General features: G+C 41.6%; 19 protein-coding genes, 1 pseudogene and 1 other annotated feature. Of the genes and pseudogenes, 2 read left to right on the top strand and 18 right to left on the bottom strand.

Annotated elements, in window-relative coordinates; all coding sequences use genetic code 11:
* Positions 1-177 precede the first annotated feature (177 nt).
* On the bottom strand, positions 178-1869 hold the full coding sequence (locus tag LPY66_RS20035; RefSeq protein ID WP_337986002.1) for a CvpA family protein: 1692 nt from the start codon (positions 1867-1869) through the stop codon (positions 178-180).
* 249 nt (positions 1870-2118) lie between these two features.
* Here LPY66_RS20035 and LPY66_RS20040 point away from each other — a divergent pair, with 249 nt between their 5' ends.
* Positions 2119-3312: an MFS transporter gene (locus LPY66_RS20040; protein ID WP_337986003.1), complete on the top strand. Its 1194-nt coding sequence runs from the start codon at positions 2119-2121 to the stop codon at positions 3310-3312.
* Between the two features lie 176 nt (positions 3313-3488).
* Here LPY66_RS20040 and LPY66_RS20045 read toward each other — a convergent pair whose 3' ends face one another.
* The 15 genes and pseudogenes from LPY66_RS20045 to LPY66_RS20115 all read right to left on the bottom strand — a co-directional run bounded on the left by LPY66_RS20045 (position 3489) and on the right by LPY66_RS20115 (position 13438).
* Positions 3489-3800, bottom strand: a complete 312-nt coding sequence (locus LPY66_RS20045) for a J-domain-containing protein (RefSeq protein WP_337986004.1) — start codon at positions 3798-3800, stop codon at positions 3489-3491.
* Positions 3801-3961: 161 nt separating this feature from the next.
* The gene (locus tag LPY66_RS20050) at positions 3962-4165 is read right to left on the bottom strand and encodes a hypothetical protein (RefSeq protein WP_337986005.1); all 204 of its coding nucleotides are present in this window, start codon (positions 4163-4165) and stop codon (positions 3962-3964) included.
* Positions 4166-4461: 296 nt separating this feature from the next.
* The gene (locus tag LPY66_RS20055) at positions 4462-4863 is read right to left on the bottom strand and encodes a rhodanese-like domain-containing protein (RefSeq protein ID WP_337986006.1); all 402 of its coding nucleotides are present in this window, start codon (positions 4861-4863) and stop codon (positions 4462-4464) included.
* 61 nt (positions 4864-4924) lie between these two features.
* The gene (locus LPY66_RS20060; protein ID WP_337986007.1) at positions 4925-5347 is read right to left on the bottom strand and encodes a universal stress protein; all 423 of its coding nucleotides are present in this window, start codon (positions 5345-5347) and stop codon (positions 4925-4927) included.
* Positions 5348-5389: 42 nt separating this feature from the next.
* Positions 5390-6079: a TerC family protein gene (locus LPY66_RS20065; RefSeq protein WP_337986008.1), complete on the bottom strand. Its 690-nt coding sequence runs from the start codon at positions 6077-6079 to the stop codon at positions 5390-5392.
* 272 nt (positions 6080-6351) lie between these two features.
* Positions 6352-6753: an ACT domain-containing protein gene (locus LPY66_RS20070; RefSeq protein WP_337986009.1), complete on the bottom strand. Its 402-nt coding sequence runs from the start codon at positions 6751-6753 to the stop codon at positions 6352-6354.
* Between the two features lie 6 nt (positions 6754-6759).
* On the bottom strand, positions 6760-8016 hold the full coding sequence (locus LPY66_RS20075) for a phenylacetate--CoA ligase family protein (RefSeq protein ID WP_443112444.1): 1257 nt from the start codon (positions 8014-8016) through the stop codon (positions 6760-6762).
* A 159-nt stretch (positions 8017-8175) separates the two neighbouring features.
* Positions 8176-8437, bottom strand: a binding site (T-box leader).
* A gap of 210 nt (positions 8438-8647) precedes the next feature.
* The gene (locus LPY66_RS20080; protein WP_337986010.1) at positions 8648-8959 is read right to left on the bottom strand and encodes a ferritin family protein; all 312 of its coding nucleotides are present in this window, start codon (positions 8957-8959) and stop codon (positions 8648-8650) included.
* A 141-nt stretch (positions 8960-9100) separates the two neighbouring features.
* A complete protein-coding gene (locus tag LPY66_RS20085) occupies positions 9101-9931 on the bottom strand; it encodes an MBL fold metallo-hydrolase (RefSeq protein WP_337986011.1) in 831 nt (276 codons plus the stop codon).
* Between the two features lie 37 nt (positions 9932-9968).
* Positions 9969-10406 (bottom strand): DUF134 domain-containing protein, encoded by a 438-nt coding sequence (locus tag LPY66_RS20090; protein WP_337986012.1) that lies wholly within the window; start codon positions 10404-10406, stop codon positions 9969-9971.
* Positions 10407-10469: 63 nt separating this feature from the next.
* Positions 10470-10742 (bottom strand): DUF5320 domain-containing protein, encoded by a 273-nt coding sequence (locus LPY66_RS20095; RefSeq protein ID WP_337986013.1) that lies wholly within the window; start codon positions 10740-10742, stop codon positions 10470-10472.
* Positions 10743-11041: 299 nt separating this feature from the next.
* Positions 11042-11134, bottom strand: a complete 93-nt coding sequence (locus tag LPY66_RS20100) for a hypothetical protein (RefSeq protein ID WP_337986014.1) — start codon at positions 11132-11134, stop codon at positions 11042-11044.
* A complete protein-coding gene (locus tag LPY66_RS20105) occupies positions 11134-11319 on the bottom strand; it encodes a hypothetical protein (protein ID WP_337986015.1) in 186 nt (61 codons plus the stop codon). Before LPY66_RS20105 ends, LPY66_RS20100 begins: the two co-directional genes overlap by 1 nt.
* A 2-nt stretch (positions 11320-11321) precedes the next feature.
* Positions 11322-11806, bottom strand: a pseudogene (locus LPY66_RS20110) (phospho-sugar mutase); the annotation flags it as partial.
* Between the two features lie 27 nt (positions 11807-11833).
* A complete protein-coding gene (locus tag LPY66_RS20115) occupies positions 11834-13438 on the bottom strand; it encodes a glucose-6-phosphate isomerase (protein WP_337986016.1) in 1605 nt (534 codons plus the stop codon).
* 125 nt (positions 13439-13563) lie between these two features.
* On the opposite strand from LPY66_RS20115, the gene glk reads away from it, so the two are divergent.
* Positions 13564-14538 carry a glucokinase gene (glk, locus tag LPY66_RS20120; RefSeq protein ID WP_337986017.1) on the top strand — a complete coding sequence of 325 codons (975 nt, stop codon included), beginning with the start codon at positions 13564-13566 and terminating at the stop codon, positions 14536-14538.
* Here glk and LPY66_RS20125 read toward each other — a convergent pair.
* A complete protein-coding gene (locus LPY66_RS20125; RefSeq protein WP_337986018.1) occupies positions 14506-17997 on the bottom strand; it encodes a bifunctional glycogen debranching protein GlgX/4-alpha-glucanotransferase in 3492 nt (1163 codons plus the stop codon). The genes glk and LPY66_RS20125 overlap by 33 nt on opposite strands.
* A 27-nt stretch (positions 17998-18024) precedes the next feature.
* A complete protein-coding gene (gene glgA, locus LPY66_RS20130; RefSeq protein ID WP_337986019.1) occupies positions 18025-19458 on the bottom strand; it encodes a glycogen synthase GlgA in 1434 nt (477 codons plus the stop codon).
* Between the last annotated feature and the right edge of the window lie 5 nt (positions 19459-19463).

The raw sequence follows: 19463 nt of genomic DNA on the forward strand, positions 1-19463 counted from the left end.
TTTCTATTTAATAATATGTTAATTCGCCGAAAGACTTAGCAATTTTCTTACGGAAAACCCATTTTTTATTTAAATATAAAAGGGACTATTGACATGAACAAAAAGTTCATTATTCAATAGTCCCTTTCACTAATATCCTCATAAGCGCATTATTTTCTTGATCCATTTCCTGCTATTTTAGGTTTCATCTTTAGGTGTAACCTTAGGCTGATCGGACTTCAGCTCCAATCCCGTTCCCTCGACGATAGCTGCGTCCGTAGATGTGTCTACAAGCCGTATACCCACGCGGTCACCCACGTTTACCAGTACAATATTCCTGCTCTCCGCAGCTGATATAGCAAAGTAGGAGTTGTCGGAATCAAGCAGCAGATAATAAACACTGGTCCCATTAACAACTGCCACTCGGATGTCCTTCACAACGCCCTCAATATCGCTTGTCACCGCAGGCACTTCGTCAATCAGTCCATTCTGTTTAAGCAAGCGTATATAAGCCATCTCGCACTCCGCCACCGTAGTGCCTGTTGCTACGATATTGTATTTTTGGACATTGACCATGGCGTACATCTTAACAAGAGCAGCATTGTCCTTCAGGGCCACAAAGTAAGTAGGTTGGTCAGAAATGTTAAGTAGCAGCGGAAAAGTGGCAACGTACCCAAGGTGCTGCACAACACCCTGTGCAGAATTCATAGCAGAGAATTCCTCCGCGCCTGCGCAGGAGTAGTAGCGTGCTTCCTTGGTGCGCTGGTTACAGAGGATGAACCCGATATTACTTTGGTCACCTGTTACCGATGTGATGCCGGTGTAGACATACACATCGTCATTCTGAGCAATATAATTGTAGCCATCCGTGGTTACTGTAACACCCTTCTGTCCAAATATCGAGTTGATTAAGCCGCTGGCATAACGACCGTGATAATCATATTGTTGAATAATAAGCTCTGCGGAGTAGACTTGGTCTACCCAGCTCGGTACATTTTCATAATAGGTGCTCTCGCCGGTTACCGCATCAACCATTACCGCGCCTTTGATGTCAGTGCCTCCGAACAGTCCGATAGTCTTAACCATTCTGGGGCATATCCAGTAAGGATGCCCATTATCATCAATTTCAAAGTGGGGCGTATCAAACATATAGGTCGGAAAGTTGAACCGCAAATGGCGGTAGAGATAGCGAGAGAAATGCTCGGCATTCGTGTATTTAATTCCCTCCTGAAGTCTTACGACATTCACATTCTGGGTCACCATGTCGATAATGATGTAGGCGGGAATACCTTCGGCACGGTTACCCAGCCACTTGAAGATATCACCGTAAGCAAGCGTGGCGATCCGCACCGGGCGATCTTTATAATTGATCTGGGTGTAGTCGTTGACTACCTCGAACTGGCTGACCATGTCTGAAAGTTCCCCCAGTTTACGATCACCCAGGCGTTGGGCGGAAGTTTTATCGAGCATGGGTATCTGATCATAGGAGATTTGTTCCACTTCGGCAGCAAAATCGCCGGGTGTGACGGGCAGGATCTCAGAATAGGAACGGGCGTGCAAAATAACACTGGAATAAATGCTTCCCAATAATACCACGAGGGCTAATCCGATGCAGATAAGACCGGGAATAGCACAGTATTTTTTGATCACCCGTAAGATCGACTTGATGTCGGTCAATTCGTTGGCCATGCCCCTGGTTATCAGGGTAACAAAGCAAAAGAGGGCTAAACATAGACACAAGAACAGATAGAACTCAGTATTTTGCAGATTGATTGCAGGCAAGACAACGTAGAAGTAGATCACCGCAAACACAAGAGTGATAAGCAATGCGGTGAGCAAGGGCGGGCGTCGTTTGCGTGGCGTCTTCTTCCTATTAAATCCATGTAGCATGTCATATTCCTCCATCAACTGATTTCATTGATTTAATACACATCATTTCACGATAAGTATGTGGAAAGCAACCCATTATTATCAATTAGGTTGTTGATTATATTAAACCAGAATTTCCATTAAATGAAAAGGGCAGTAGGTCTGCTTTTTCAAAACACCCCTTAGATTAAAACCATTGACCTTCCTTAGTGGAAGGATTATTCTTTTATTAGTGTTTTATAGGTATATGAAATAAGGGGCGTTATGCAAATGAAAGATAGCTTCTCGAAATTCGGAGTGAGAGATCGCGATTTTACCTTTTTTCTGATTATGGTGGTTCTGATTGGCTTAGGCCAAAGTGTAGACAATTCTGTCTTTAATAATTTTCTTAAAGACCAGTTCGATTTTGGCGTTATGCAGAGAACGTTATTGGAATTACCCAGAGAATTACCGGGTTTATTGGTCTTTATCTTCACTGGATTGTTGTTTGTTTTAGGCGATGTCCGAATGGCGGCTCTCGCCAACCTGGCAGCCGCTGTGGGAATGTTTTTGCTTGGAATTATCCCGAATAACATTTTCGCCATGCTCTTGGTTGTTTTTATCTATAGCAGCGGTCAGCATCTCTTTATGCCGCTGTTTAGTACGATTAGCATGAGTTTTGCACAGGAAGGCCAACTTGGTCGCAGATTAGGACAAATGAATGCGGTTATGAATTTATCCTTAGTGTTGAGCAGTGCGGGACTCTGGGCTTTATTCCATATACTGCAGATCAATTATATGGTCTCGTTTACAATCGGTGCCATCGCTTTTGCCGGCGCTGCGGTCTTTCTTATCCTTATGAATAAAAAGCGAATGCCTCTTCAGACAAACCGTTTTGTTTTTCGCAAAGAGTACGGCCTTTATTATTGGCTGAATGTTTTGCACGGCGCAAGAAAACAAATATTTATAACGTTTGCCCCTTGGGTCTTGGTCGATGTCTTTAAACAGAAAGTGGCAACGATGGTACTTCTGTTCTTTATCATCGCTTGCCTTGGTATTATCGTGAAACCGCTGATCGGACGATTGATCGATCATATCGGTGAAAAGCTGATCTTGACGGGAGAAGCGGTGATTCTGTTTGTCCTCTGCCTGGGGTATGCTTTCGCCGCGGATTTATTTCCGGGAACCGTGGCCGTCGTGGTAGTTGCCGTTTGTTATATTTTAGATATGAGCCTTGATGCTGTAAGCATGGCTCGAACGACGTATGTGAAAAAAATTGCAGTCTGTGACGATGATGTTTCACCGACACTTTCCATGGGTGTAAGCCTTGATCATGTCGTCTCCATGATTATCCCACTGCTTGGAGGCTCCATTTGGATCATGGCCGGATCAGGAGGGTACAAATACGTTTTTCTCGGCGGTGCAGTCATCGCCTTACTTAATTTCTTCTCCGCCCGCAGAATTTTCATCAACGTGCGAAAATAACTGACGAGAGAGTCCTTCGACACTTTGATAGACTGTATGTTATACAGTTATATTCAGAAAATTCAGCATAACCATTGTATTTTTGCCTTGGTCTATGTTTGCCAATGCCTTTAATAATCAAAAGCGCCCCACGGGATTCTCCCGTGGGGCTTCACTTACGATTACGTATCGCTGAATTACTTTCTTTGGGTTCTCCTTTCCTTTAATAGGTTATACTTTAATTCCGCCTCTCTGAGCTTAACAATAATCATTGATTTATCTTGAATCGTATTGTCAGCCAACTGCTCACGCAGATCTCCGATTTCCTTTAACAAATGCACTTCATCCGGTACGCACCCCGAATTGATCAGCACCATATATCCGGCACGCACATCCTCCGGGAGACTGGCCCAATAATCTAGATTAATGGATTTACCGAACGGAAGGTTATCAAATTCGCCGTTTCTGATCGCTTCCTGGATCTTTGCTTCCGCCAATCTTTCGAACATAAACCGTTTCAGCCTCCTAATAATAAATCAAATCTACCGTCATTATAAACCCCGCCTTTAGGGTCGAGTCAACAACATTGGATTATAGATTCAGTTATATACTGAAAAAGCAAAAAGCCCAGAATTACTGGACTTTTCTTGTATTCGTATCTCCGAGTTAATTATTGCGCGCTGCAATTGTTTTCAAATGGACAGTTCCAGCATTCTTTCATCTTGTCGATACACTGGGTATTAACGACGCCAAATCGTTGGCAGATATTTTTGCTTGCGCATTGGGGACAACCTTGCTGAAACGGATCGCCGCTGCTAACAGGTACCGTGTATTCATAATCACAATCGGCACAAACCATAAAATAATGAGACATAATAAATACTCCTTATGCGTATGATTGTTCCTTATGAGTATATCATCGCTTGTTTCGTACTTCAAGTGTGCGCTCACTCGATTTGTGACTCACAATAAAGCACACCCTCCAAACACGCAGCAGCAAAATGAGTGTAAACGGAGCCGCTGTCCACCACATTTCAAATGCGGTTGTCAAGACGACAATCGAGCCCAGAAGTATGATGTGCAAGATTTTACGAAATACCTCCGTGGGCACCGCGACAAACCGGCGCATCGCAAGCGCGCCCGACGCGCCGGCTGCAGATATAATCAATTTTATTCTGAAACCGCAACAGTGTCATAGGGCCAGTTGTTTATTCCGCCGAAATCATAAACCTTTGTATACCCTAATTGGGCAAGCTTGCTCGCCGCTTGCGCACTTCGATTCCCCGACCGGCAATATATTAGTATTTCCACATCAAGATCCGGAAGAAGTTCCGGTTGGGCGTCTGTTATTGTTTCGTTTGGTATGAGGACAGCCCCGGGTATATGTTTCGCATTAAATTCTTCTTGCGTGCGTACATCGACAACAAGAACGCTGTCGCCACTGTCGATTCGTGCTTTTGCTTCTTCAGCAGTTAGTTTGTGATATTCAGCACGAGCCAAGTGGGACGCTTCTGGTGTTTTCGTTGTACATGAAGCTGAAATAACGATCCCAAGTAATAGTAACAGAAACATATATTTATTTTTCACGCTAATCACCGCCTAAAGAATCACTTTAGATTATGGGCATGATGACTTACGGTACAATCATAACGGGGCAAGTCGTTTCGTGAAGGACATGGGATGCGACACTTCCCAATATCGTGCGCCGGACCGGGCCCAGTCCTCGATAGCCCATCACAATGAAATCAACGGCACTTTCCTTGGCTTCCTTACAAATTTCGTTGCCGGGATCGCCTATGCGCACTTTTGTGTGAACCGGAAACGAAAATTTGTCCATAATCTTTTTCTCATGTTCAAATATACTATTACTCATCTCTTCCTGATAGGCCTGAATTTCGTCATGACTAAAAAAACGTTTGACATGGGGGGTATTATAACTGGGTTGAACATTCAACAATATTAATTCATACGACTCTTTTTCGATAAGAGATAAAGCAAATTGGAGAGCTTTGTCGGACCCCTCTGATCCATCTACCGGTATTAAAATTTTTTTCATTCTATCGCACTCCTTGTATAAGTAATAACCCTTACATCAACATCACACATTATTGTCGGAAGACTGTCTTTGCTTCTTCGTTTTTTTCATTCTCCCTAACAGGATTACCGCCGCAATGATAACGAGACTTAGAGTCCATTTCACTATGATATTCGCCTCGAAGAAGCCTTTAATCAACGGTTCATCCGTGATCATTTTTGATGCGGTCCACGCCAATACGCCAGCACCGATATAAATTATTATCGGGAATCGTTCCACCCATTTAAGAATAATCGTACTGCCCCAGACGACGATGGGAATACTAATCAACAACCCCAGAACAACCATAAAGAAACTGCCATGGGCAGCACCTGCGACCGCTAAGACATTGTCCACACCCATGACGGCATCGGCGATAATTATCGTTTTAATTGCGCCCCATAAACCATCTCCTGATTTCATTTTACCATGATCTTTGTCTTCAACAAGCAGCTTATACGCAATCCAGATCAGAAATAGTCCTCCTATTAATAACAAACCCGGAATTTTCAAGACCCATACCACGGCAAGGGTCAATACAGCCCGCACGGCAATAGCACCAATGGTTCCCCAAATAATTGCTTTTTTTTGCTTATCCTGAGGTAAATTTCTGGCAGCCAAACCAATGACAATCGCATTATCCCCAGCCAAAACCAAATCAGTAATAATGATGGCTACTAATACGGACCAAAATTCGGGTGTAAAAAAATCCATTCGTTTCACTCCTTCAGTTTTATTATTTGTATCTTCTTGTTAAAATATCAATCTACGCTTTCGGAACGGGACAGTGTGCGGATATATATAAAGACCTTTAACATGCTACACTGAAATAATGTAGAATGTTAAAGGTCTTGCTTCCCATTTAGGAGTATAAAGCCAGGTTATTATCACCGGTTGTTGACTTTATAACTCAACAGCTACTCCCCTTTAATTAAATGAAATATATCATATCGCTATTATCGTGTCAATTACAAAGAAACTAGTTATTAATTTACTTTAATTCCCAGTATATCCACTGCCTTTTTCATTACTTTTTCATCCAGGACGTGAAGAACCACTTGCGCTTCTTCATCGGCCTTTTCAACAAAGGCATACATATATTCGACAACAACCCCTTGTTTGACCAGGTCACTCATGATATCCGACAGCCCACCCGATCTGTCAGGCACCTTCAGTACCCATACTGGTGTGGTCGTAGCGACAATCTCCCGCAGTTTCAATTGTTCCGCCACTTTTTCCGGGTCCGCGACCATAATGCGCAGGACTCCAAAATCTTTGGTTTCTGCCAAAGACAATGCCCGGATATTCACGTTCAATTCTTTGAGGACTTCCAACACCGCTGCTAAACGGCCAATTGAATTCTCCAGAAAAATAGAAAGCTGCAACATAACGTCTTACCCCTTTCTCTTATCAATCACTCTTTTCGCCTTGCCTTCGCTGCGCGGTATACTCTTGGGTTCTACCAGTTTAACTCGAACAGCAATATTGATAATGTTTTGGATGCGGTTCTGCAGTCGTTCTTTTAAACTCTCCAGTTCACGGATATCTTCAAGGAAACTCTGGTCATTGACTTCAACCCATACTTCCAGTACGTCCAGGGACTCAACCCTTTCAACATTGATCAGATAATGCGGTATTACCCCTTCCACCGAGAGTATCGCTTCTTCAATCTGGCTGGGGAAGACATTCACGCCGCGAATAATCAGCATATCGTCGACCCGAGCACTGACTTTATCCATCGTCCAGCCTTCAAAACCACAGGAGCAGCGTCCATAGCGCAATCGGGTCAAGTCTTTGGTGTGATAACGAAGCCCTGGGAATCCCTCTTTATCGATACTGGTCAGAACCAGTGAACCCTTTTCTCCCAGGGGAAGTATATTCCCATTGTCATCCAAGATTTCCGGATAAAAATGTTCATCAATATGCAGCCCACTATGCTCATGGCAGTCGAGAGCCACACCCGGTCCCATTGACTCCGTCAATCCATAGATATCAAAGGCTTCAATACCTAATCGTTCTTCTATTTCTTTCCTCATTTGCGGTGTCCATGGTTCTGCCCCGAAGACACCTTTGCGCAGCTTTATATCAGAAAGTTTGATGCCCGCTTCAGCTAAACTATCCCCTAAATAAAGTGCATATGAAGGTGTACAGGCCAGAACAGTTGCGCCAAAATCTTGCATTAGCATCAGCTGCCGCTGGGTGTTGCCGCCAGACATGGGAACTGTGACGGCTCCAAGCTCCAGGCCGCCATAATGCAGCCCTATACCGCCGGTAAAAAGACCGTACCCGTAAGATACCTGAATAACATCATCCTTGGTTACCCCGATGCGCTGTAACCCCTTGGCGACAATCTTCCCCCACAGTGCAACATCGTTTTTAGTATAGCCAGCAACAATGGGCTTGCCTGTGGTTCCAGAAGAAGCATGCAGTTCTACAATTTCCTCCATCGGTACGGCAATCAAGCCGAAAGGATAATTCTGCCGCAAATCCTCTTTGCTTGTTAACGGGATCCGGGCAAAATCTTCTAACGTTTGAACATCTTCAGCGGAAGTGATTCCAACGTTCTTTAAACGTTCCCGGTGATAGGATACATTCAGCGCCAGTTTCACTGTTTTTTGCAATCGTGGTAACAGCTTTTCCTCACCAATCATTATTTCTCCTCCTTAAACATTTTATTAACAGCCGACTTACCTTAAAACTAAAAGATATATCGTTTTTGCAATCAATGCTGAGTCTGTCATCGACATTACAAAAGTTTCTATACCATAACGCTAACTTCCCAAGTGAATTAAAAAAACACCTTTCATCCTCTATGGGACGAAAAGTGTTCGTGGTACCACCCAATTTGAGTCAACTAAGACTCCACTCATACAGGTACGAGAATACAGAATATTCCTTATACCCCTTCCTTTTAACGGTGAAAGTCTCCGTCCGGACCTACTTTCCACTTCGGTTTCAGCCAGGCAGTTCAGAGGTGAACTTCAACGGTCGAACATTTAGCAGCGCTTACAGTCCATGACGCTGCCTCCCTGAAAATTCCTTGCGTTTACTTTACCCCGTCATTACTTTGTTATTAATATTGGTAAGTAGCTTACATGTGTCTATTCTACCAACTATTTTTTTTGTGGTCAACAATAAAGTGTAATTTTCATACTGTAGCTACAATCCTGCAAAATATCCCCGTAAAGCTTATTAGGCAAATTCTAGCTATATAAAATTAAAGTAAGCTCACGGTCATGTCTATCATGCATGCAACAAGACCATAAATTAACCTTGATTTACTTAACTATTTGTTTTTAACTTCTCAATTTCCTCTTCTACTTCCTTAGCACCTTCGGCATAGAACTTTTCCTCTTCAGGATCAAGTTCCTTCAGTAATCTCAAAAACTCACCGGCATGAACTCTTTCTTCGTCGGCAATATCCTTCAGTACTTCTTTCGCCAATTTGTTATCTGTCGATTCTGCCAATTGCATATACATCTGGATTGCCTCATATTCTGCTGATACCATGAATCGAATTGCTCTGATTAGTTCGGCGTCGGTAAGCTTTTTATCTTTAGCAAGTCCTGAAAACGGATGTCCAAAATCTGGCATAGTATTTGCCTCCTCATATTTTCTTTAATTGAGTATAATCAACGATATTAATATTTTACAAAAGATTTATTAACTTTTCTATAGTCGTTTTTGGGAATCCTCCGGGTGTTTATTGTCATTGCATTTAAATTCGAGATTCCTTTACATGTCAATAGTTAATTGATCTCCAGCGGAGATGTAGTCTATATGATCACCCATAACAGCTTTCAAACAATTATAGGACTCAATGCCAGTACAGTGGCAGGTGTAATACTGCGCTTGTGTCTCCAGCAATAATTTACCGAGCTCCTCCACAATACCCGGTGCTTCATTTTGTTTATTTCCGTGGTTATAAAGATGAAAGCCTCCGATCACATAGTCTGGCAGGTTACCCTTATCTGCTTTAAATTGATCGATAATATTTATTATTCCGTTGTGCGCGCAACCGGCAATCAGCAGTGTCTTGCCATTGTTGCTTATTATCAGATTCTGCTCATGAGCAAAATCATCGTTAATAAAAGCCTCGCCGATTTTCATAAACAAGTCTGTATTGCCAGAGGGAACTAGCCTTTTTGACTTAACACCGGAAAATAGTTCAAGTTCCTCATCAAGCTTAAGATGGTCACCACAGAGTATGAACCGATCATTAGGCAGTAGCTCCTTACCTAGGCCGATGTACGCTTTCACACCACCGGACCTGTTTGCGTAATGCTGTTCAAACGCCTTTTGATGCAAGTAGATCCTTGCTTTGCTGTTAATACTAAGAAATGTTTTTAAGCCGCCGCCATGGTCATAATGGCCATGAGAAACAACAGACACATCAACCTTTGTTAAATCAACGCCCAGCTTCTCAGCATTTTCAGCAAAAAGCCCGCTTGCGCCTGTATCAAACAAAAGCCTGTGTTTTTGGGTTTCAATATAGAGGCTAAGACCGTGTTCATTGCCAAATTTTGCTGACGCTGATGTGTTTTCTGATAACACCTTCACAATCATTTGATAGGTCCTTCGCTTTCTTTGGTATTAGTTTTTTTCATCTACTGGTATTGCTATCTTCATTTGAATCCTCTGTTCTAATCGTATCCCGATTGTTTTTGGCTTCGTCGGTATCTACCTCAAAGCCCCGTCCGTATCGATGCCTCCGGCAGCCGCCTCCGCCACATCGGTTACCTCGGCCATCGCATAACTGATAGTCGCCGCCCTCAATCCAGAGTACTTTTCCGTTGACTAATGACTCGGCAAGCACTCTCCTCGCTTCATCGTAAATTCCTTGAACCGTAGTCCGCGAAATGTTCATTTGATTGGCGCACGCCTCTTGCGTGAAACCATCCAAATCAATCAGCCTAATCGTTTCATACTCGTCAACGGTCATAATGACTGCGTCCACCGCATCTGCAGGGGAATCAAGCGGCCCGAAGCGGCTGCTGTCAGGTAAGCAGCAAACCCTTCTCCATTTTCTTGGTCTTGGCATAAAATTCTCACCTCGCTGAACTACAGAAATAACCAGAGCGTCCTCCGGTTATTTCTAACTGCTTCATAGATTTTCTAATTGTTTATCAATGGTGTCGAGCCGGCTTTTCAGCACATTTCTTTGCTCTTGGAGCAGCTCCTTTTGTGTCTTTGAAGATGCTTGGTTTACAGCAATTCCTCTTCCCATGCCGCACCCAAAACCACGCCTGTGGGTAAGTCCTAATCCTAGTCCTAAACCAGCTTCATCTTTAATCGCATACCCACCTGTGCATGAGCCCATACCTCTTCCGGTCTTTGCCCCTGCGCCCAGTGGTCCAGTTCTATCTCTTCTTGGCATAACATTCACCTCCTTATAGTTTCCGGCATATGTCGCTTTCGATTTTTATTATACGCCTTTTTGGGCATATGTCAATAACTACTTTTTCAAAAAATTCAATCTAAAACTGCCGTAATGTGAATAAGCATTCACATTACGGCAGCGAAAATAACGGGGGCTTTGAAATAACTCACTATATCTTTCTAGGATAGATTAGTAAGTATCTCATCATATTATGTCAGATAAGAAACCACGTGAAAAAAACTGGCTTAATTATAAGGCTAATATATCGTTTACAAATAAATTCACGTCTTCTTTTATTAGAGATAAACTTTTCTTTGCTTCAGCAATTGAAGATCCTTGACACAAAAATAAAACCGGATTTTAGGTTCTGTGCCTGATGGCCTTACCATTACATAACCTGTTGATAGTACAAAGCAGCTTCAGCTAAAAGTGCCGCAGCTTGAACGCCATCCTTGTCTCTGGCATATGTCCCGGCTAAATAACCATGACTTTCCTCAAAGCCAAACACAAAAGTGCCACGTCCGGACCTCTCCATGTCCTTTATCTGTTCGGCAATGTACTTAAACCCTACCAAACCGGCGGAAGCTGCCCTCCATCCTCCCAGTAAACCTTATAGCCGTTGTATTCTTTTGGATTGTGACTAGCGGTAATGTTTACCCCAGCTATGGCGTGCAGATATCGCACCGCAAAAGAAAGCTCCGGTGTAGGTCTAAGGCTTCCAAAAAGATATACCGGGATTTCATTAGCTGCAAGTACCAAAGCTGTTTCAGTGGCAAAGTCTCTGGAAAAACAACGACTGTCATAAGGCCCCGCTGACAGACCTCCTGCCCATGATCGCGGATAGCATCGGCAAGGGCCTGGGTTACTTTACGAAGTACATATTTATTCATTCGTTTTGTACCCGCTCCCAAAAGGCCTCTCATTCCTCCAGTTCCAAATTCAAGATTCTTATAGAATCGATCCTCCACCTCTTTCGGATCGGTAATTTTCAATAACTCCTGTCTAGTTTCGGTATCAAAGTATTCCTTTTTAGTCCATAATTCGAGTGTTTTTAAAGACATTTGTTTTAATTTCATTCTTTTGTCTCCTTATTTAAACTTATATAAAGACCTGAATTCATTGGAATCAATAATTTTTTCAATTCCATAACTCCGATTAGCTGCGAGGTGCTGTAGAACCTTGTAGATTATTTCTTGATTTATTTTAGAATTTTCTATCCCGTTATTTTGCCTGATAGCCTGAGCTATTTCTTCAATCGTCAGGCCTTGGCCCTTGCAGGAAGAAAGAATACTTACGATGAGATTCTTGATTCTGATTACCTCATGGGCTCCTTTTTTGGACATTTCAACTGCCGGTTGGTGGTAGGCATTGATATTCACGAGCAGTGCATAAATACTCACTATTCGCTCAAATAAAGCGATTAGGCATCCTATACTTTTAGCATTAATCTCTTTTACTGTGATGGTAATGGAACTTTTCCCTTTTTGAGTGATTGCATTTCTTGTCCCTAAAAGGAAAGCGTGTAAATAGTCACCGCTTGTACTCTCTTCTGCTATTTTTAACGAATTCCCTTCCCTGTCTTTAAGTACTTCGATAAATATTAAAAAGAAATTGTCCGGACCTTCTAATAATTGCTGGAGATAGGAATGCTGATCACTGGATCCTTTATTGCCATATACGGTTAGCCCCTGATGGACTGTTTTTCCGTCTAAATCCTTTTCCTTGCCAAGAGATTCCATAACCAGTTGCTGAAGATATTTTGCGAATAGCTCCAAACGGTCTTTATAAGGTAATACCACCATTTGTTTACCGCCTTTTCCACCAGTTAGATAGTCCCAGGCCAAGGCCAATAAAGCAGCCGGATTGCTGCGGACCTCTGTTTTCCGCGTTAAACTGTTGCATATTCTTGCACCTTCAAGTAAACCATCGATATCAATCCCCTGCAAAGCCAGCGGCAGTAGTCCAACAGCCGACAGAACCGAGGTCCGGCCGCCAACCCATTCCCACATAGGAAAAGAATCAAGCCATCCCTCTTTTATGCAGATTTTGTCTAACTTGCTGCCAGCTTGTGTAATACTGACCGTATGCCGACTGAAATCGAGTTCTTGTTTTTCGTAGAAATAACGTACTTCTTCCATACCGTTCCGGGTTTCAACAGTTCCTCCGCTTTTAGATATAACGATGGTTAAAGTTTCATCCATTTTCCCCCTAAGCTCGTCAAAAATCCGGTCCATAGCATCCGGATCAGTATTATCAATAAAATAGAGCTTACACGGCTGCCCTGTCTCCCTCAGTGCGTCGGAAACAAACCGCGTCCCCAAACTGGATCCTCCAATCCCAACTACAAGTATATTTCTGAAGGTTCGTCCTGTTTGCCCGGATATAACTCCCTGGTGAACCTTGCGTGTAAAATCTTTAATCCGATCCAAAGTCAGTTTTATTTGATTTCCGATTTCCGCAGTAGGTGAAATATCCGGATCACTGAGCCAATAATGTCCAACCATCCTCTGCTCGTCCTGATTAGCAATCCCTCCCCGTTCCATTTCTCTAATTTGTAAAAACACCCGCTGTATCCGGGATTTCATTTCTTCCAAATAGTTTTCCGGTAAATTTACCCGGCTTATATCTATTTGCAAGTTAAGCTCATTGTTACTATAAAGATATTCCTGAAAATTGCCCCATTCTGTCTTCATTCAATCACCTCATATATAATTTTATAAAGTAATAGAAAGCTTAATCATAGATATTTGATATCGACCCCGTATTTTATGAGTATAATAATTTATAGTAATGACCAGTTTCTTGGGAGGTGGCACTATTGTTATTGGCCTGTGACATAGGGGGAACCCATTCGCGATTTGCTCTATGTGAAGTCTATAAAGGTAAGCCTGTTATTATTGAAGAAAGGGAGTATTTTAGCAAAGACTTTGATACTGTCGAAGAATCCACAAAGGCCTTTCTTGATGAAAGTAAAGCAGGTCAAACTACTAAAATAATTAATTCTGCCTGTTTTAGCCTGGCCGGTCCTATCCAAAACGGACAATGTAAACTGGTAAACCTTGATTTAACAGTTAGTTTAGATAAGCTTGCGATTGCTTTGGCACCCCTTACTAAAATCACTTTTTGCAATGACTTGGTTGCAGTCGGCCATGGACTTTCAGTACTTTGCCCTCAAGAACTCTTGACTTTAACTGAAGGTAATAAACAAACTATTTCGGTGAACCGGGATTTATTTCCCAAAGTAATACTCGCGCCGGGAACAGGTTTAGGCGAGGCGCTAATGATTGAGGGAAGTGTCTATCCTTCAGAAGGTTCTCATTGCGATTTTGGCCCTCAGTCTGAGGAAGAAGTAATGCTGTGGAATTTTTTACATCGTAAATACGGCCATGTCAGTTATGATCGTATTTTATCAGGACCAGGCCTGACCAATATTTACGACTGTCTAAGAAAAGAAAATACAATCTCATACCTTCCCGGACTAAGTCCTGAAGAGATAAGTAAGAAGGCTGCGGCTAATCTATGCCCTATCTGTGAAAAAACACTTCACTTGTTTGTCAAAATACTCGGGGCAGAAGCAGGAAACTTTGTACTGAAAACGTTGGCTTTTGGGGGAGTATATCTTGGCGGAGGAATTCTGCCTCACATTTTACCAAAGCTCCAAGACGGAACATTGCTGGAATCTTTTAAGGCCAAAGGCAGGTTCAATAACTTCATGGAACAAATTCCTATCTATATAATATTAAACAGCAAAACTGCTCTATTAGGTGCGGCTTTGCTGGCTCAACGCCTTTAGCCACTTAGTCATAGATTTTGTTGATTTCCAATCTCCTATTTTCCACCTCCAGTTGCCTTCTGCCGTTCCAGGAACATTCATCCGGGCATTACTGTCCAACATCAGAACATCCTGAAGTGGTATTATGACCCAGGGAGCTTTGCTTCGGTACAGTTCTTCAATAATTTGACAACATTGTTCTTTGTTTTCATCAGTTGTTAATGCCTTCCCCGGTCCTTTGCTATACCATCCTAAGAGGGTATCGGTGTCATGAGTACCCGAATATAAAATACTATTATCCCAATTCATATCTGATTTATCAGACGTAGATGTATTCAATTCATTAGGGCTGAATTGATAAACAGTCATTCCCGGAAATCCCAAAATGGTTTTTAAATTCCTCACCTCCGGGGTGATCAGCCCCAAGTCTTCTGCAATAAAAGGCAAAGCTCCAAATTCCTGCTCAAGAGAATGAAAAAATTTCTTGCCGGGGCCTTTTAACCAACGACCATTAACAGCGGTGCTTTCGCCGTGAGGAACTTTCCAATAGGCTTCAAACCCGCGAAAATGATCTAAGCGAACGTAATGGAACATTTTTAAAGTTGTTTTAATTCTTTGTTTCCACCAAGAATAATTATCTTTTTCCATTTCTGGCCATTGGTAAAGGGGATTACCCCATAACTGACCTGTTTTGCTGAAATAATCGGGAGGTACTCCAGCCATGGCCGATGTCATTCCCCTTGAATCCAAAGAAAAATATTTAGGATTTACCCAGGTATCACAACTATCCGCGTTTACATAAATAGGCAGATCTCCTATTATTTTAATTCCTTTATCCTCGGCATACCGCCTCAATTCTTCCCATTGAAAATAGAAAGTGTATTGCAAAAATCTATGGTATTCCAACTCGTCATGGTATTCTTTCTTTAATGAAGCCAAAACCTCTTTATTTCTGAAAGCAATCTCTGATTCCCACTCGTACCAGGGGGATTGGCCTTTCCGATCTTTCAGGACACAATAGAGACAATAGTCCTCAAGCCAGTCATTATTATTCTCGTTAAATGCTTGATAGGTATTCCAGCTGAGAAAACCACTATCTCCGGCATTATTATTTATCAACTTCCGAATTCTGGACTTAAAGCGGGTAAAGGCTCTTCGTAAAAGATGTTCTTTAACATCCCGGGCAAACTGATAATCCACTTTGTTTCCTTTTTCAGTATTGGCCTTTTTGTATTTAACACTGGCTTTTGCCCGTTCCAAGATATTATTTACTTCCACTTCAGTGAGAAGCTCATGCTTCAATAAATCTTCAATACATATTAAAAGTGTATTGCCGGCGAAGACTGAAATACTCTGATAAGGCGAATCCCCATTTCCTGGTGGACTTAACGGCAGAATCTGCCAAAGCCTTTGCCCGGATTCATTTAGAAAATCTATAAATTTTTTGGCCTCTTCTCCAATATCCCCAATTCCAAACGGAGATGGAAGAGAAGTTATATGCATTAGAAGTCCACATGACCGATCTAATTTTAATAGAGGCGTCTTTTTAATATATCTGTAAATTACTTTTCCTTCCCAAGGATTAAGAATATCCTTTTTTGATTTGATTTCCGTTCCGTGCAGGAGATCTAAGGTGATCAAGTTTTCTGGCTCATCCCGACTCGGCCTATTTGAAAAGTCATAGTCTATTTCCACAGATCTAACTTGATGCCGGTTAATATAAACAATAAGCTCCTCATCTTCAGAAGCAATCCGAAAGCCAAAAACATCTGGATTGGGACAAAAAGGGGTAAATATCCCTCTGTTGATTACTTCATATTCTCTCCGCAAACGAATAATCCGTTTATACCATGAAATTAACTCCTGATCCTCACTTCCCCAAGGAAAAGTACGCCGGTTATACGGATCGTCATACCCTTCTAGTCCTGTCTCATCTCCATAATAGATACAGGGAACACCAGGGAACGTCATCTGTAAAAGTACAAAAAGCTTTAAACGCCCGATGGCTTTCTCTCGAGATTCCGGAGTAAGCCTATACATTGCCCTCGCCTGTTCTGAAAGGTTTTCTTGAGGTTCCGCTTCCCCCAACAATGTAAGAATTCTGACCGTATCATGGCTTCCGGTCATATTCATTGCTGCGCTAAAATTTTCTGGCGGATAGTTCTCATAAAGACTCATAACCCTCCGATACGTATAACCGGAACAGGCTTTCCCCAGTAAAAACTCAAGCAGGATTGATCTTAGAGTATAGTTCGTTACCGAATCCAGTTCTTCACCCCAAAAATACTCTCTTAATTTGCCATAGCTGATTTTGCGGGAAGCATCCTCCCAAACTTCACCAATCAGAACAGAATCCGGGTAGAATTTTTTTACTGTCTTCTTAAGAAGTTTAATAAATTCATCTGGTAGTTCATCAGCTACGTCAAGACGCCAACCCTTAACTCCTTTGTTCATCCAGGTCTTGATCACGCTGTTTTCACCCAGAATAATATAATCAATATAAGATGTATCCATCTCGTTGACATTCGGCAAATCGTCTATCCCCCACCAGCATTCATAATTGCCTATATTATCCTTAAATCGGTACCATTTATAATAAGGTGATTCAGCGGACTGGAACGCTCCGACCCCGGGATAGTTGCCATATTTATTGAAATATATGCTGTCACTCCCAGTATGGCTAAATACGCCATCAAGAATAACGGATATTCCAAACTTTACTGCTTCGCTAACCAGCTGATCAAATGTATTACTTTCACCATACATAGGATCAATTTTTAAATAGTTTCCTACATCGTATTTATGATTACTTGCCGATTCAAATATCGGATTAAGATAAATAACGGAAACACCTAATTCTTCAAGGTAGGGAAGCTTTGCTATTACACCGCGGATATTGCCTCCAAAAAAAGTCCAGCGAATAACCCTGCCATTTTTATCTTTTATATATAAAGGAGTATCGGACCAATTTCCGTGTAGTAAGCTTTCGGATTTAGGAGAACAAATTTGTTTATTTTCGTTTCCATTAAAAAAACGATCAACAAATATTTGATAGATCAGACCTTGCTTGAACCATTCCGGAACTGGTGAAGGGTTATAAATTGTAATTTGGTAGGCTGGGGGAATATTTATAGAGAGTTCCCCTTCTCCTCCCAAAGACTCTGAATTATTTCCGTAGTAGTATACCCGGTCAGCCCTAATGATGAAATAGTACCAAACCAGTCCTGGTACTTGCGAAACACAATACTCAACCTCAAAAAGCAGTCTCCTCATGTTGTTTTCTACTTTTATTTCTTGAATACTCCTCATGGCTATATACTTATAGTTTTCATTCTCCGAAACCCATAATATACATTCTTCAATAGGTAATACATTTATAATTTCAAGCCTTAATAATACCTTTTGGCCACACTTTAAAGCCCCAAAGGGCTGCCTATAATACGTTTGGTAAGTATTATGACAGGCTTTTATAGCATGCAATGAACCCCACCTCTTTGTAGTCATTTTTTAGTTAATCAGACAACTTTCATACAATAGAACATATTTCTCTGCCGAGTTATCCCAGCTAAAATCGCTTCGGAATGCATTATCAACCAATTTTTTCCAAACGTTTTTTTCCTCATAAAATAACTTGGTAGCCTTCTGAACAGTAAAGAGAAGTTCGTGTGCATTATAGTTAGCAAAGCTGAAACCATTTCCTTCCCCTGTAAATTCATTGAAAGGAAGGACACTATCTCTTAATCCGCCTGTTTCCCTAACAACAGGAAGAGTACCATAGCGCATAGCAATCATCTGGGATAAACCGCATGGTTCAAATAGAGAAGGCATTAAAAGCAAATCCGATGCCCCATAGATTTTCGAGGCCAGCGTATTATCAAATGTGAGGATAGCTTTTAGCTTTTCCGGATATCGGAAAGCATAATAAGAAAACATGTCTTCATACCGCTTTTCCCCAGTTCCCAAAATGACCATCTGCAAGTTAAGGCTTACCATTTCTTCTAGAACACAAGCTAAAAGATCAATTCCTTTTTGATTTACCAGACGCGATACCATCGAAACCAAAAGCACTTCGCTATTATGAGATAGACCTAAAATGTTTTGAAGATCCAGTTTATTTTCAGTTTTCCAAAAAATTGAACTGCTAGAATTGATGAACAGGTTAGGATCATTCCGGGGATCATACTTTTCAGTATCAATTCCATTTAGAATTCCATTAAGGTCTGCCTGGCGATGTCTTAAAATTTCATCAAGGTTTTCCCCATAAAAAGGATTCTTAATTTCCTCGGCATAAGTAGGACTGACAGTACTTAAAAGATCTGCAGCCAGGAGACCGGCTTTTAAAAAATTTAGACTTCCGTGATACTCCAATTGTTCCCAGGCGTCAGTACTTCCGGCAAAACCCAACACATCTTCAAAATAGCTAACAGGTGCAATGCCCTGGTAACCAAGATTGTGAACAGTTAAAATTGTTTTTATCCCTTGATAGTACATGACCTCCCGATAATTTTCTTTAAGAAATAATGGCACTAATGCGGTATGCCAGTCATGACAATGTAAAATATCAGGCCTGTAACCAAGGAAAGGAAGAGCTTCAAGTACAGCTTTACTGAAAAAACTAAAACACTCAGCATCATCGCTATATCCATATATTCTTTCCTTACCAAAATAATAGGGGTTATCTATAAAATAATAATGAATTCCTTCATATTGGGTTTCTTCGAGTGAGAATTGAATTTTTCTCCAGGAAAGTGACATTGTAATTGTTGTTAAAAACTTATTACCTCTAAGAAGTTCTTCCTGAATACAGGCGAATTTTGGGATAATTACCCTTACATCGGCTCCAAATTTCTTAATAGCGGCCGGCAGAGACCCGCAAACATCACCTAAGCCTCCAGATTTGCTAAATGGAAAAGCCTCTGATGAAATAAATAAAACATTCATTTCTT

Source organism: Dehalobacter sp. DCM (assembly GCF_024972775.1).
In the GTDB taxonomy this organism is placed as follows: domain Bacteria; phylum Bacillota; class Desulfitobacteriia; order Desulfitobacteriales; family Syntrophobotulaceae; genus Dehalobacter.